This is a genomic window from Pedobacter sp. GR22-10 (assembly GCF_026239715.1).
Lineage (GTDB): Bacteria > Bacteroidota > Bacteroidia > Sphingobacteriales > Sphingobacteriaceae > Pedobacter.
Window position 1 is genome coordinate 1,008,483 of record NZ_JAPIVR010000001.1, and the last position, 13,942, is coordinate 1,022,424.

Here is a 13,942-nt window from a genome sequence, read left to right on the forward strand (position 1 = left end):
TAGTTTCCGGATCAGGTTGCCACTAACGATGAACATTTGGGGTCATGGATGGGGTGGCGGGTGGAATCAGCATCATATCATAGTGTTCCATATAAGATCGCATCGCTTCAGAAAGCTTCAGCTTTCCCTGCTTTGCATCATTTCTTAACCGGTTTAAATCGATCAGGCTCCAGCTAGCTGTAGTGGTATATTTGAGCAGTTCTGCATCTGCTTCTTCCAGTAAATCCACCAGTTTACCTTGGGCATCAATGCGGTACCGCGCAAATGAAATCACAGAAAAAACTTTCTTTTTATTCTTTTTGGCTAATTCATCAATCAGCTGTCCCACTTCCTCAAATCCGCTGGAACTGGTTCCCCGCGCCAGGTGCACAGCCCCCATTTTAACAAATACTTTTGGATTTTTATTCGTCTCCAGTGCCCGGTTATAGTGCAGCATGAAATTATCTCTCATATTTTTAACCCTGGCATACCAGTTCTTCCGGCTTTGCGCATCGTATATGTGCCACGAGCGCAGTTGCTGACTGATGATGTACCTAGCTTGGGGTGTGGTGGCTACCCGCTTAAAAAAAGCTTGTACAGTTGCGGCATGCAGCAGATTCCCGGGAAGATTGTATGTCTGATCCTTTCTATCCTTTGCATATTCTGCAATCACGAGCTGTCGGGCAGCTTGATACGAGCGATCCAGTTCGCTGCTTTTTTTTGATAAGCTGTAGAGCTCATCCAGGATAAAGAGTGCTGCATTATAATTTTCAAAATCCAGGCCCCAGAGCCTGAATCCGTTTCTAAAGGCCTGGTTGCTGAATTGTTCTTCTTCCTTCCCTTCAAAAAAGCCAAAAGGTGATCCTTTGACATCAGAATCATATCTGGTATTAAAATCGGTGATGGTTTGTTTGGTTTGATACATCACCCTTATTTTTTCTGCGGAAAACGGCCCGATTTCGAGCGCAAGGTTTTGATATCCGCTGCTTTTAAGAAAGGGGATGATGGCCGTTGTAAAATCCTGTAATGCTTTCATGTTATGTTCTTCTCCAATGAGGAAGAACTGGGCTTGTTGAATATACTTTTTAAGCGTATCTGATCCGTTGCCGGTGAATAGGCCCTCTTTAACCTGGAAATGATAAGTAGCTGCTTGAATGGGATCGTCCTGCCCGAAAGCCGTATTAAAAAAACATAAAAATATAAAAATCAACAATGGATATCTCCCCATAATACAACCTGAAATGAATACAGTTTAAGATAGGACAACTTATTGTATTTATCGTTGCACCCTAATAAAAAATGTCTCCGCATTCTTTTTAATAAAAAGCCTGTTTGGCCAGGTTAATTGCACAACACCTACCAAAATCTTCTTTATTCCTTAAAATAATAACTTTTGTCTATTAATCCAATTCAGTCAATTTAGCCGCCAACTTACGGGCATGTGCTTCAGCTTTTTCTCTTACCTCATCCGCTGTGTAACCAGCGGCTAAAGATGTTCCATGGAAATAAATGGGATTGATATAGTTCATCTGTGCATAGTAAGCTGTCTGTTCCAGGTTTTTGCAAAATTCATAAACCCTAAAATGATGGTCGCCCAGTGTATGGTATTCATTTTCAGGTGCGCCAACGGTAAAGCTGGGCAGGAAGTTTTTGTTTTTGAGTTTGTCGCCCCTGGAGCCGTAGGCAAACTGATAGTCGAAAACCACATCAAACCATTGTTTTAAAATAGCCGGCATGTTATACCAATAAATGGGATATTGGAAAACGATAGTCTGGTGTCGCAATAATGCCTCTTGTTCTGCTATTGCATCTATATTGTAATCTGGATACAAATCATGTATATTCCTGATTTCCAATTCCAGGTTACTGTTCTTCAATACCGCTATAATTGCGCTATTGGCAAAAGATTTTTCGAAATTAGGGTGTGCTAAAATGATTAATGCCATACTATCATAATTATAGTTGCAAAACTATCTGTAGTAGATTAGATTTGCAATAACTATCCAAAACGATAGGTTAAAAATAATCTAATGAAAACAGAATGTATTGCTGATGCGATTAAATTAGAAGGAAAAATTTATCCCTGTACGGTAAGCCTGGCGATGGATTTAATAGGGGGTAAATGGAAGGCCGTTATTCTGTATCACCTGAAAGATGGCGAAAAACGTTATCATGAACTTCGGAAAGCGGTACCCCACATTACTGAAATGACCTTAAGTTTGCAGTTAAAACAGCTGGAGAAAGATGGCCTGGTCAGCAGACAAGTATATGGCGAAAAGCCGCCCGTTAAAGTGATTTACAGCCTGACCGATTTTGGAAAAACATTCCTGCCGGTATTAGACACCATTACGACATGGGGAAATCAGATTGCATCCGAAAAAGGGGAATTTGTGACATCTGCCAGATAGCTTTCAGCCATCTGCATCACCTTAAGTTTTAACTGTTTTCATCTCCATGGCCTAAGCAGGGGGAGATTGAAGATTTTCGTTCCAATGAACTTAGGCTGGTTTAACTATACCGGCTACCGGTTCAAGAAGCATTCACGCGGGATTCCTTTTCAAATGACTTTATTTCTGCTATACTTAAAATCTGTTGTTCACCATATGATGGCAGGGTGAAGGTAAAAGACAGATCTTTTAATACCACAGAGGCACCGGGCAATGTCGGGAATTGTCCTGATTTGTCTGGTTGAATGGCACTTGTTCGACAGTTGTTCGAGGTTTGTTCGGCTCATGGTGCTTTAAAGGCCATTTTCCCGAAGGAAAGTCGAAGCAATATCGAAGAAAACATATGGTCTAACGCTTGAGGATGCATATAGCCTGGTTTGGAGCGGTGTTCAAGATTCGCCATCATGGACCAATAAAAACATGGATGATCTCATTCCTTTGGGTAGATCCGGTATCTCCATAACAAAAGAAGACCTATCTTACCGTTATCTTAAATATAAAGATTATGATGCTTATCATGCCGGAACAACCATTTGTAAATAGAAATTATTTAAAGCTGGTATTATTACTGATTGTAATATGCTTTAATACGTTGAATGTAGTTGATGTTTATGCCCAAAAACATCAGTCTGCGCCGTTATTTGATTTTTTTGAAAAAAATGCTGATAGCACAATCGTTTTATCACACCTTCAAAATATTTATGAATATCCCGATTACTTCATTGTAAGTAAGAAAGGTGATACCATTAATATGTATACCTACAGATATCGGAATTTAATTGAAACACCCCATGTTGATGTACCAAAAGCATTTGCAAAAGCCATTGCACGTGTAAATTACACGGCAATTGATCAGGCACCCTCAATCAATACGCTTTTAAAAGTTATGGTTGTTGATAAGCAAAGTTTAACTACGTTCTGGAAAGACCTGATGAACGAACAAATATGGCATATTAAAGATGATGCGATAGATGGCGAGGGTTGTCCTATAGTGAAAGGTAAAAATCCTGTTCAGCTATTTGATGGAGGTGGCCCGTTGTTTAAGCTGATTACCAAAGATGGGATTAAAGACCTGAAATTTTATTCTCCTATCTTTTATGAAGTACATTGTCCAGGACGTTCAGGAAGGATTTCAGCAATTAAAATTCAGGAATTATTTAAAACTTATTTTACGAGAGCCGGTGAGCAGGATTTTGGAAAGGTCAAAAAACTTTATTATTTATTCAGAAATAGCTATTGAGTATTCCATATACTGGGAGAAAGTTATGATGTAGATAAAAAGTGCCAGATAAGTCGTTTCCGGAGCTGATCGCGGATTTAGCCATAAATTGTCTTCTTTCCATATGTTAGCCTAATGATTTAACTAACAGTGTATGGCCTGTGGGGGTTTGTGGTAATACTTTATTATCGCTGTACAAATAGCTGTATATTTGGATGTTGAAGTGGGAAATCTTTTAGTCTTTTCAAAAAAAAAGTTAAAAGTTGGTTGATGGTAGCTAATGTATAAAATATCTATAGGTATGATAAATTTTAGAAATGCCACAAATGCTGATTTTAATTTGGCCTTTCAAATCAAAAAAACATCAATCAAGCCATGCATTGAGAAAATATAGGGTTGGGATGATACCGTTCAGCTTGAATTTCACATCAAAGACTTTAAACCAAGAAAATTAGCATTTTAATGGATAAAATTTAGGCTAAATAAACAAGAAAAATAACAATCAATACGTATCATGAAGCAGCAGGACGCAGAAAAAAAGGTAACCATGAAGAGGCGTTAGATCATGACTATGCTGATCTATGTATACGCTTAACAGGCGATTTTAGGGATGAACAATTGCCCAGCCTTCTGCCGAAAGGATGATTATTTCTCCATTACCACTGGGTACATAGTTTATAAAATCAAACAAACCCGATTTATCAATTTTGCGCTCACGAATGGTATTCTCACATTGTGCTAAGCACACACCTTTGTTCCTGAGTAAATTAAGCTGATCAAGAAATTTTCCATCTTTGAGGTAAACCGCCACGCCATCTCCAAAAGCAATCAATTCTAATGCTAATTTTCCCTTTAATCTTGGATCTTCCAGGGCATTATTCATATTCCTAAGTGTCGCAGAGATGTGTTTTTCATCGGCACTATTGAGTACATAAAGGGCGCTATACGTTTTCTTTTTTGCGATGGCGCCCACATAGTTATTAGCTTTTTCTTGTGCATACAGGCCCGAAGAAATGGCTGTAATTAAAATAAAGGAAACGAAGATTAATAATTTTTTCATGTTATCTTTTTGTTTTTAAAAGGGTGTTGTTTTGCTATTTCACTAAAAGGCCCATATTTATGTTGTTTCTCACTAAAAGCATCTGCATATGGCCCAAAAGGATAATCGATAGGTTTTGTTGAGATATCTTTATAATCATTTTTCGGGTTAAGATGAGGCCTAGGCTGCGCATTTACATATGCCGCCACATTCCAGGCCTCTTCGTCGCTTAAATTCGGATCTAGATAAGTTGAACCATAAGGCATATTGTTCTTGACAAAACCAGCAAAATTTCCAAGCCTGAACATCCCCGCACCATCATTATAACTGTCAGGCCCCCAAAGGGGTGGGTAAATATAATCTTTTCCGCCTGGAGCTGCCATTCCTTTACCTTCGCTACCATGGCAGCTCATGCATTTGGAAGTATACACAATTTTTCCTTTGATCGGATCTGCAGGAATATTTAAATAGGGAACTTTTTTTACCGAATGATCAGCAAGTGGCGTTTCTGAACTTACTTTTTCTCCAACCCATTTTAAATAGGCCAACATGGCCTGCATTTCTTTTGAATTTCTTTTTGGTGCCATCCCGTTCATGCTTCTCTCAAAGCACTCATCAATTCGTTCAAAAGCTTCTTCTTTTCTGCAGCTTCTTACGCTCCATTTTGGATAGTTTACATAAAAAACGGAAAAATTATTTGCGAAAGGTTTGGTTCCTGCATCCAAATGGCAATTTTGACAATTCATACCATTTGCGAGCTTTCCTACTGTACCTTGCGGCCCTAAATAAGATGCCGTATTCACCATTAAATTTCTCCCATATCTGATCAGGTCTGCATCGGGTTTATCCTGTATTTTAATGGTGTCAGGCGCCATCCAATAGCCAGGCCCTGCAACTCGGCCAGTTTCAGGCTTTAATTGGTTTTTTGAAGATAATTGATTGTTTGTATTCGTGTAAAGCGTTTTCGGAAAATGAAAGCCTGTTAACAAGAGAACCAGGCAACACATCATGCCAACGGATATCAATCCGATCCATGACAGATATTTTCCAAGACTTGAAAAGGCCTTAAGCTTTTCTTCAGCGTTTATTTCAGGTTTCATCTGGTAAATCCTATTTCTCACCAATTGATATAACGTGACTTGGCTCGTTCTGGTCTATTATTATAGTAAGCTTTGTCATCGGGTGATGTTTAATCATTAATGTGGCAGCTTGTTTTTCATCACACCGTATAAATATGTTCCGAGGAGGGCACCCAGGATAACCACTGCCATCCCGGCATATCCGCTACCGAGGTTAACAAACATTGGCCCCGGACATGCGCCAGTTAGTGCCCAGCCTAAACCAAAAATGGTTCCTCCCATCAGGTATTTGCGGTACGCTTGATCTTTATCATGAAAGCGGATTGGATTTCCGGAGATATCCCTGATCTTGAATTTTTTAATGAGCAATACAGCGATTACACCAAGTACGATTGCAGTACCGATAATTCCATACATGTGGAAGGACTGGAAACGAAACATTTCCTGTATTCTGTACCAGGAAACAGCTTCAGATTTGGTCATGATGATGCCGAAAAGTGTTCCGGCCAGAATATATTTGATAAATTTCATTGTTGTGGGTTTAGAAGATGAATGGCATGATCAGAAAAGTCATGATCAGGCCTCCTATAAAAAAACCAATTACCGCAACGAGTGAAGGTAGCTGCAGGTTGGAGAGCCCGGATATGGCGTGGCCTGATGTACATCCGCCTGCATAGCGGGAGCCAAAACCTACAAGCAGTCCTCCAATGAGTAAGATGCCGAGTGTTTTTAAATCTTTCATGGCTTCGAGAGAGAAGAGATCAGCTGGATTCAGGCCACCATCAAATTTTACCCCCAATTGTTTTAAATCGGCAATAGTTGCTGCAGAGAGCTTGATTGGCGCTGGTTCGCTCAGGTAATGCGTAGCGATAAACCCGCCTAAAATAGAACCGGCTAAGAACATCAGGTTCCAAACCTGATCTTTCCACTTAAAATCGAAGAACTTTACTTTTTTTCCTGCTCCTGCCATACTGCAAATGGTGCGTAGGTTAGCAGAGAAGCCAAATAACTTGCCAAAAAAAAGCAATATCAGCATGATCAACACGATCATTATACCCGAAAAATACCAGGGCCAGGGTTGTTTAATAAAATCAATCATCATATTTTAAATTAAATATTATAAGGGTATTTTCGAGTTTGCCCATTAAAGGGACAAGGTCAGCACTGGTATAGACCTGAGCTGACCATTGATTTATTTCAGGGTATCTGGGCATACAAATGCAGTGGTAGGGATAGGACTATTTTCTTTAATGGCTTTAAACCCACCGGCCACATCGATCAGGTTATGGTATCTTCTTGCCCTCATGATGGAGTTGAAAATTACAGATCGGTAACCGCCGGCACAATGAACAAAGTAAGTTTGGTTCGTATCCAGATCCTCAAAGTTTTCATTGAACGCATGTTCTGCCCGGTCTGCATCAACATATCTCCTCCCCGAAAATCTTTAAGCAAGGCATTTTCATTAAGGATATCCCTTAGTGCAGGTTCAAATTGTGGGAAGAGACGGTTAATGTATACGGCTACTGTGGTATCTTTCATTTTGGTGTTTTGGATTTTAAAGATAGGTATACTAAAGTATCCCATCAAAATTTCTGTTCATCTTCACCAATACTATTCTTTGTGATCTCAGTGCTCTTCCCCCGGAACCTGTTTTTTACTGTTTGCCGTAAAACAGTTATGATCATTGACTAACAAATAGGTCAATTATGTATAACTTGTTGTTAATATACGATCAGCATAGTCGCCTTTTCTAGTGTATATTTAAAATATTAAATATTTTTTATACAACACTGTAATCAACCATAGAATCAAGCGGGCCCACGCCTTACCACTTTTATTCTGCATATGGACGTGTATGGTAAAATCTGTTATTTTAAGCATTAACCCGTCATAAAAATATTTTTCGCGAAAAGCCTGTTTATCTTCTGAGGAATCAACAACCTAAAGATGAGCATGCTGTGTGATGAAATTTAATCAATCTATAAACCTAATCAAACAAAAACCAAAATGAAAAAACAAATTTTATTATTCCTGATCATTGTGATATTATCAGGCTGTAAGGATGAATTTAAATCCATTCAGCCCTCTCCGCTAACTAAACCGCAAAAGCAGGCCACAACAGCAGCACTTGCAGCTGCAGCTCCGGATGTCTATATTCCGATGGAACTACGCTCAAATGATTTTAATAATTCGGCTAGCACATGGAGTTGGTCAAGATCCCGCTCTTCCGATCACTTCATTGTTTTCTGGGCCAAAGGCTATGGCAGTAACGATCCGAATTCAACGGCCGTGCCAGCCGCATACCGGGTAAATATTACCGACCTGCTGAGCAAAGCGGAAGGCTTTTTTCAATTAAATGTAACTGAATTAGGATTTGCTAATTTAGCTACATCCAAGCTGAATAAATATAAGATGATGATCTTTATCAATTATCAAACGGAATGGCTGGCTACTGGTTCGGGCTATGATAACGTTATTGGTGCCCTGTGGGTTAGTCCAGCTACCATGCAGCCGGTTGGCCATGTCATCGGTCATGAGATTGGACATAGTTTCCAATACCAGGTTTTTGCTGACCAGGGTGTTGGCGGGTTTCGCTATGGGTTTGGTGGCAATGGCGGTAACGGCTTCTGGGAACAAACGGCTAATTTCCAGGGGTTCCAGAGCTATCCTTCAACGGTTTTTACCGCATATGATTTCACTGTTTACAAGGATAATTATCACCGCCATGTTCACCATGAATGGTACCGTTATGCCAGTTACTTTATCCTCTACTATTGGGAATTTAAAAGAGGGCGCAATTTTGTCGGAAGATTATGGCGTGAGTCTCGCCAACCGGAAGATCCTATCCAGGCATATATGCGGCTCAATGGTATTGATGTGGCTACTTTTAATGGAGAAATTTACGATCAGGCGGTAAGATTTGTGACCTGGGATATTCCTTCACTCCGGTCTTATGGTGCCAATTACCATGGCGCCCAAACGTGGAATTATACCAGGCTGACGGACGGAAGCTACCAGGTAGCCTATAATCGTGCCCCGGGTACTACTGGTTACAATGTTATTCCTTTAACCGTTCCGGCCGCAGGTACGGTTGTATCAACCGTGTTTACCGGTATGGTTAATGCGCCCGGGTATAACCAGGTGGCAAATCCGGCAAGAGCCGGTTGGCGCCATGGATATGTTGCGATTTTAAATACAGGAGAACGCCGGTATAGCGGCATGTGGACCAACAATGCCACCAGCAGCTTTACCGTGCCGGCTGGCACAGTAAAATTATGGTATGTTGTAACCGGAGCGCCGACTAGCTATGCACCACATCCATGGGATGAAAATGAAGCCAATGATGACCAATGGCCTTACAAGGTAAAATTCACCAATAGCTCCGTGTTGTAAGACACTGCTCAATCATCCATTTTATGTAAATGAAGATGAGGCCGTCTCCAGCTTGTGGAGACGGCTTTTTTTCCATCACCTGGGTAACTTATTTAAGAAGGCTGAAGGGAACCATTTGGTTAAGCGATTTCTATGCCCTTGATAAAAGTAGAATGCCCTAATGTACCATGATTGAGCAGAAACGCCGATTTTAGTTCGATTTCCTGCTGAAGGTAAAACCTTTCTTGAAAGCATTAGATCGGGTTTTTTATTTTTCTTCTTACCCTGTGCATATGGCCACCATAAATTGGACCTAACAATAACAATGAACAATAAGATGAATTTCCATACCTGCTGGCTTAATATATGATTTCCAAAACTCATTATCCCATAAATCAGCTTCAAACCCCATTTCTTCCGCTTCGGGTAAATAATCAAATCAGCCGCCCTTACTTATAGCCACATTTGCACCATTATTTAGTGCAATCATATGGCTGGTTTAAAAAATTATGTTGTTTTTATTGGAATAGCAGTTTGTTCTTTCCTGGTAAGCTGTGGGAGCAAAAAGGATAGCGAAAAGCAAGCGGCGATAAAAAAGTTACCTGTTTTAACTCTTCAACGATCAGACGCGAATATTGATACCGATTATCCGGCGCGGATAGAAGGTAAGGTGATGGTTGATATTCGTTCGCAGGCCGATGGCTATATCGAAAAAATATTTGTTGATGAAGGTGCTTATGTTAAAGCCGGACAGCCCTTGTTCAAAATTAACGACCACGCGCTGAAAGAACAGCTCAATACGGCGAAAGCAAGTTTCAATGCGGCTAAAGCTACACTTACTAATGCAACTTTAGAACTCGAAAAAAATAAGGAGCTCAGCACAAGTAATGTGGTTTCTGATTATCAGCTTAAAGCTGCTCAGGCTAATTTTGAGCATGCAAAAGCGCAGGTAGCTCAAAATGCTTCTTTAGTTGAAGTGGCTAAAGTAAATCTGGCTTTTGCTATAATTAAAGCACCTGTTTCTGGCTATATCGGAAGTATTCCCAAACGTATCGGGAACTTAGTATCAAAAGGAGATGCACTTCCGCTCACCACTTTATCTGATGTGAGTGAGGTATATGCCTACTTCTCAATGACCGAAAAAGATTACTTGCGCTTCATTTCACGGAGTGAAGCAAAATCTTTTCAGGATAAAGTTTCAGCTATGCCTAAAGTGAAGCTCATGCTGGCTGATGGAAATGCATTTGCCAATCACGGAAGAATACAGATGATTGACGGACAGTTTGACAAGGCAACTGGTGCCATCAGTGTAAGGGCAATTTTCAGTAACAAGGAAAATATTTTGCGCTCCGGCAATACCGGAAGGGTTGTGTTGCCCGAAAATTATAAGGATGTGATTTTAGTGCCGGTTTTGGCAACGCTGGATGTACAAAATAAAATTTTTGTTTACCGCTTAACCCAAGACAATAAAGCCGAGCGTGTAGCGGTAACTGTAAACGGTAAAAGTGGTGATAATTACTTGGTTTCCGGCGGCCTACATGTCGGCGATAGAATTGTGACCAAAGATTTAACCCTCATTCAGGAAGGCGAACAAATCACGCCTGAAAAATAACAATTCCTTATCTCATTCAAGATGCTGAAAAAAATAATTACAAGGCCGGTTTTGGCTACCGTAATCTCGATCATGTTGGTTTTACTGGGTTTGGTGAGTATGCAACGCATTCCGGTTACCATGTTCCCGGATATTGCACCACCAACGGTTACGGTATCAGGTTCTTATCCGGGCGGTAACAGCGAAAGTGTAATCCGTTCGGTAATTACGCCCCTGGAAGAAGCCATTAATGGTGTCGAAAATATGCAGTATATCTCTTCTTCTGCAGGTAGTGATGGTGCTTTTTCTTTGCGAATTGTATTTAAGCAGGGTGTTGATCCTGACCAGGCTTCTGTACATGTTCAAAATCGTGTAGCGCAGGTAAACAGTCTTATTCCGGCTGAAGTAATACGGGCCGGGATTACCACCACCAAGCAACAGAACAGCAACATCATGTTCTTCAATATTTCGAGTAAATACAAGGCTAAATATGATGAGCTTTTTTTACAGAACTATGCTAAAATTAACCTCATTACCAGCCTGAAACGCATTCCGGGAATTGGTAACGTACAGCTATTTGGCTCGAAGGATTATGCGATGCGCATTTGGCTCGACCCGCAAAAAATGACGGTCAACAACCTTGTACCGCAAGATATAGACAATGCTATTGCCAATAGCAGCCTGGAAGCCTCACCCGGAAAATTGGGTGAAGAGTCGGATGCACCAATGCAATATACCATCAAGTATAAAGGGAAACTGAACACTGCCCAGGCTTTTGAAAAGATTGTCGTTAAAGCCAATCCTAATGGTGCGATGCTTCGCCTGAAAGATGTGGCAAGAATTGAATTTGGAGCCTCATTTTATGGTAGTGATAACAAGGAGAATGGCTTCCCGGCAGTTACCATTGGAATTCAACAGGCAAGCGGATCTAACGCCAACGAAATAGAAACTGCCGTGAGGGCACAGCTGGAAACCTTTAGCAAGCGTTTTCCCAAAGGCGTTGAATACCATATAATCCAAAGTGTGAAAGAACGGTTAGATCAATCTATCAAACAGGTTCGCAACACTTTTATCGAAGCTTTTATGCTGGTGTTTATAGTGGTTTTCTTGTTTTTGCAGGATTTCCGATCTACCCTTATTCCAGCCATTGCTGTGCCTGTAGCCATTATTGGTACTTTCTTTTTCCTGCAATTGCTGGGTTTCACAATGAATGTGCTTACGCTTTTTGCGCTGGTACTGGCGATTGGCATTGTGGTAGATGATGCCATTGTGGTGGTTGAAGCGGTTCACGCCAAGATGCAAAAAACAGGTTTACCTGCAAAGGAAGCAACTATTGCCACCATGGGAGAAATTACCAGCGCCATTGTTTCCATTACCTTAGTGATGTCGGCAGTATTTTTACCCATTGGTTTTATGGATGGCCCGGCCGGGATTTTTTATAAACAATTTGCCTTTACCTTAGCAATTGCCATCCTTATTTCGGCATTGAATGCCTTAACCTTAAGCCCTGCACTTTGTGCGCTTTTGCTCAAAAATGCGACGCACCATAACGCTGAAAAAGAGGTAAACCAGAATTTTAAGCAACGCTTTTTTACGGCCTTTAATGCTGGTTTTGATACAATGACCGGGCGTTATATCCAATCAGTTAAATGGCTGATTAAAAAGAAATGGCTGGCTTTGGCAGGATTGAGCCTGATGACTGTTCTTTCTGTCTGGATGATGAACAGCAGCCCGAAATCATTTATTCCTGAAGAAGATGACCGATTTGTGATGTATGCTTTAGCATTAAAGTCGGGTACGAATATCGATTACACAACAAGAGTGATTGACCGGATTGACAGTGCTTTTGAAAAAATGCCCGAGGTAGAACTGGTGACGAGCGTATCGGGATTTGATATGATTAGCGGTAGTTCAGGCCCATCGTATGGCATTGGTTTTATCCGTTTAAAAGAAAGCAAAAACCGGGGCGAGATTAAAGATATGAACCAGGTGGTGATGGCCATGAACGAAAGGCTTAGCAACATAAAAGAAGGTGAATTGAGTATTTTTCGTTCGCCCCCTGTGGAGGGTTTTGGCAGTATAAGCGGTGCAGAACTGGTGCTTCAGGATAAGATGAGCGGCAACATTGATGACTTTTCAAAAGTGGCGCAAAAGCTGGTTGCTGAACTGAATCAATCGCCTGAAATTGGTTCGGCATTTACGATGTTCAGAAGTGATTTTCCACAGTTGGAAATGGAACTGGATGAAGATAAAACCTATCAGCTTGGTACCACGCCAAAAGATGTTATGAATACGCTTGGTCTTTTTTACGGCGGTAGCCAGGCAAGTGATTTTATCCGCTTCGGAAGGTTTTACCGGGTAAATATTAAAGCTGAAGGAAAATACCGGGCTGATGAAAACTCACTCAGCCAGGTTTTTGTGAAAAGCAATAACGGCAAAATGATCCCCATCAGTACCTTGGTCACGCTGAAAAAAGTATATGGCCCTGAACTCATTAACAGGTACAATTTGTACAACAATATTTCCGTAAATATTATTCCTGCCGATGGCTTTAGCAACAGCCAGGCGATGGCGGCGGCAGAAAAAATGATGAAAAAGAAGCTGCCTGAATCTTACGTTTACGAGTGGACAGGCTTAAGCAAGGAAGAAAAAGAATCAGGCAACCAGATGATTTTTGTTTTTTCACTGTGTGTGCTTTTTACCTATTTTCTTTTGGCTGCACAATACGAAAGTTACCTGCTTCCTTTGGCAGTTATTTTTTCTATTCCTACTGGTTTGCTGGGTGTGTATTTGGCTATAGGAATGGTGGGTTTAACCAACAGCATTTATGTACAGGTAGGTTTAATTATGCTCATCGGCCTGCTTGCCAAAAATGCCATTCTGATTGTGGAATTTGCCTTGCAGGCGCGTAAGAGCGGGATGGGGTTAGTTCGTTCTGCTTTATCCGGTTCAAGGCACCGGTTGCGTCCAATCCTGATGACTTCTATTGCCTTTGTGGCTGGAATTACGCCATTGATGTTTGCAAGAGGTTCTTCAGCCATTGGCAATAAATCAATCAGTATCAGTACCGCTGGCGGAATGATTTCCGGCGTTTTGCTTGGGTTATTTATTATTCCGGTTTTGTTTGTGCTGTTCCAAAGTATGCAGGAATATTTTAGTCCAGGCAGAAAGCAAGATATGAAAGTACATTTTAATGATGAAAACGAGTAAACTCCC

At 40.9% G+C, this 13,942-nt stretch carries 13 protein-coding genes; 5 read left to right on the forward strand and 8 right to left on the reverse strand.

The window, feature by feature from the left end:
* Positions 1–22 precede the first annotated feature (22 nt).
* The gene (locus OQX64_RS04260; RefSeq protein WP_265817780.1) at positions 23–1,207 is read right to left on the reverse strand and encodes a hypothetical protein; all 1,185 of its coding nucleotides are present in this window, start codon (positions 1,205–1,207) and stop codon (positions 23–25) included.
* 172 nt (positions 1,208–1,379) lie between these two features.
* Positions 1,380–1,925, reverse strand: a complete 546-nt coding sequence (locus tag OQX64_RS04265; RefSeq protein ID WP_265817781.1) for an NAD(P)H-dependent oxidoreductase — start codon at positions 1,923–1,925, stop codon at positions 1,380–1,382.
* 84 nt (positions 1,926–2,009) lie between these two features.
* On the opposite strand from OQX64_RS04265, the gene OQX64_RS04270 reads away from it, so the two are divergent.
* Together OQX64_RS04270 and OQX64_RS04275 are read left to right on the forward strand one after the other, a co-directional pair.
* Positions 2,010–2,387 (forward strand): winged helix-turn-helix transcriptional regulator, encoded by a 378-nt coding sequence (locus tag OQX64_RS04270; protein WP_265817782.1) that lies wholly within the window; start codon positions 2,010–2,012, stop codon positions 2,385–2,387.
* Between the two features lie 544 nt (positions 2,388–2,931).
* Positions 2,932–3,666 carry a hypothetical protein gene (locus OQX64_RS04275; RefSeq protein ID WP_265817783.1) on the forward strand — a complete coding sequence of 245 codons (735 nt, stop codon included), beginning with the start codon at positions 2,932–2,934 and terminating at the stop codon, positions 3,664–3,666.
* A gap of 583 nt (positions 3,667–4,249) precedes the next feature.
* On the opposite strand, the gene OQX64_RS04280 is transcribed toward OQX64_RS04275, so the two are convergent.
* The 6 genes from OQX64_RS04280 to OQX64_RS04300 form a co-directional block, all read right to left on the reverse strand.
* The gene (locus OQX64_RS04280) at positions 4,250–4,705 is read right to left on the reverse strand and encodes a DsrE family protein (protein WP_265817784.1); all 456 of its coding nucleotides are present in this window, start codon (positions 4,703–4,705) and stop codon (positions 4,250–4,252) included.
* Positions 4,702–5,784: a c-type cytochrome gene (locus tag OQX64_RS04285; RefSeq protein ID WP_265817785.1), complete on the reverse strand. Its 1,083-nt coding sequence runs from the start codon at positions 5,782–5,784 to the stop codon at positions 4,702–4,704. Before OQX64_RS04285 ends, OQX64_RS04280 begins: the two co-directional genes overlap by 4 nt.
* A gap of 96 nt (positions 5,785–5,880) precedes the next feature.
* On the reverse strand, positions 5,881–6,294 hold the full coding sequence (locus OQX64_RS04290) for a DUF6691 family protein (RefSeq protein WP_265817786.1): 414 nt from the start codon (positions 6,292–6,294) through the stop codon (positions 5,881–5,883).
* Positions 6,295–6,304: 10 nt separating this feature from the next.
* Positions 6,305–6,865: a YeeE/YedE family protein gene (locus OQX64_RS04295; RefSeq protein ID WP_265817787.1), complete on the reverse strand. Its 561-nt coding sequence runs from the start codon at positions 6,863–6,865 to the stop codon at positions 6,305–6,307.
* Between the two features lie 90 nt (positions 6,866–6,955).
* Positions 6,956–7,138: a rhodanese-like domain-containing protein gene (locus tag OQX64_RS22400; RefSeq protein ID WP_322974936.1), complete on the reverse strand. Its 183-nt coding sequence runs from the start codon at positions 7,136–7,138 to the stop codon at positions 6,956–6,958.
* On the reverse strand, positions 7,084–7,302 hold the full coding sequence (locus OQX64_RS04300) for a hypothetical protein (protein WP_265817788.1): 219 nt from the start codon (positions 7,300–7,302) through the stop codon (positions 7,084–7,086). The genes OQX64_RS22400 and OQX64_RS04300 overlap by 55 nt, the downstream gene beginning before the upstream one ends.
* Before the next feature lie 468 nt (positions 7,303–7,770).
* Here OQX64_RS04300 and OQX64_RS04305 point away from each other — a divergent pair, with 468 nt between their 5' ends.
* The 3 genes from OQX64_RS04305 to OQX64_RS04315 all read left to right on the forward strand — a co-directional run bounded on the left by OQX64_RS04305 (position 7,771) and on the right by OQX64_RS04315 (position 13,936).
* Positions 7,771–9,156, forward strand: a complete 1,386-nt coding sequence (locus OQX64_RS04305) for a DUF6055 domain-containing protein (RefSeq protein WP_265817789.1) — start codon at positions 7,771–7,773, stop codon at positions 9,154–9,156.
* Between the two features lie 469 nt (positions 9,157–9,625).
* Entirely contained in the window at positions 9,626–10,747 is a 1,122-nt protein-coding gene (locus OQX64_RS04310; protein ID WP_265817790.1) for an efflux RND transporter periplasmic adaptor subunit, read from the forward strand.
* Positions 10,748–10,768: 21 nt separating this feature from the next.
* Entirely contained in the window at positions 10,769–13,936 is a 3,168-nt protein-coding gene (locus OQX64_RS04315; RefSeq protein WP_265817791.1) for an efflux RND transporter permease subunit, read from the forward strand.
* Positions 13,937–13,942: the final 6 nt, after the last annotated feature.

Coding starts and splice junctions, on each gene's coding strand:
- OQX64_RS04260 (WP_265817780.1), bottom strand. CDS start 1,207: ATGGGGAGATATCCATTGTTGATTTTTATATTTTTATGTTTTTTTAAT.
- OQX64_RS04265 (WP_265817781.1), bottom strand. CDS start 1,925: ATGGCATTAATCATTTTAGCACACCCTAATTTCGAAAAATCTTTTGCC.
- OQX64_RS04270 (WP_265817782.1), top strand. CDS start 2,010: ATGAAAACAGAATGTATTGCTGATGCGATTAAATTAGAAGGAAAAATT.
- OQX64_RS04275 (WP_265817783.1), top strand. CDS start 2,932: ATGATGCTTATCATGCCGGAACAACCATTTGTAAATAGAAATTATTTA.
- OQX64_RS04280 (WP_265817784.1), bottom strand. CDS start 4,705: ATGAAAAAATTATTAATCTTCGTTTCCTTTATTTTAATTACAGCCATT.
- OQX64_RS04285 (WP_265817785.1), bottom strand. CDS start 5,784: ATGAAACCTGAAATAAACGCTGAAGAAAAGCTTAAGGCCTTTTCAAGT.
- OQX64_RS04290 (WP_265817786.1), bottom strand. CDS start 6,294: ATGAAATTTATCAAATATATTCTGGCCGGAACACTTTTCGGCATCATC.
- OQX64_RS04295 (WP_265817787.1), bottom strand. CDS start 6,865: ATGATGATTGATTTTATTAAACAACCCTGGCCCTGGTATTTTTCGGGT.
- OQX64_RS04300 (WP_265817788.1), bottom strand. CDS start 7,302: ATGAAAGATACCACAGTAGCCGTATACATTAACCGTCTCTTCCCACAA.
- OQX64_RS04305 (WP_265817789.1), top strand. CDS start 7,771: ATGAAAAAACAAATTTTATTATTCCTGATCATTGTGATATTATCAGGC.
- OQX64_RS04310 (WP_265817790.1), top strand. CDS start 9,626: ATGGCTGGTTTAAAAAATTATGTTGTTTTTATTGGAATAGCAGTTTGT.
- OQX64_RS04315 (WP_265817791.1), top strand. CDS start 10,769: ATGCTGAAAAAAATAATTACAAGGCCGGTTTTGGCTACCGTAATCTCG.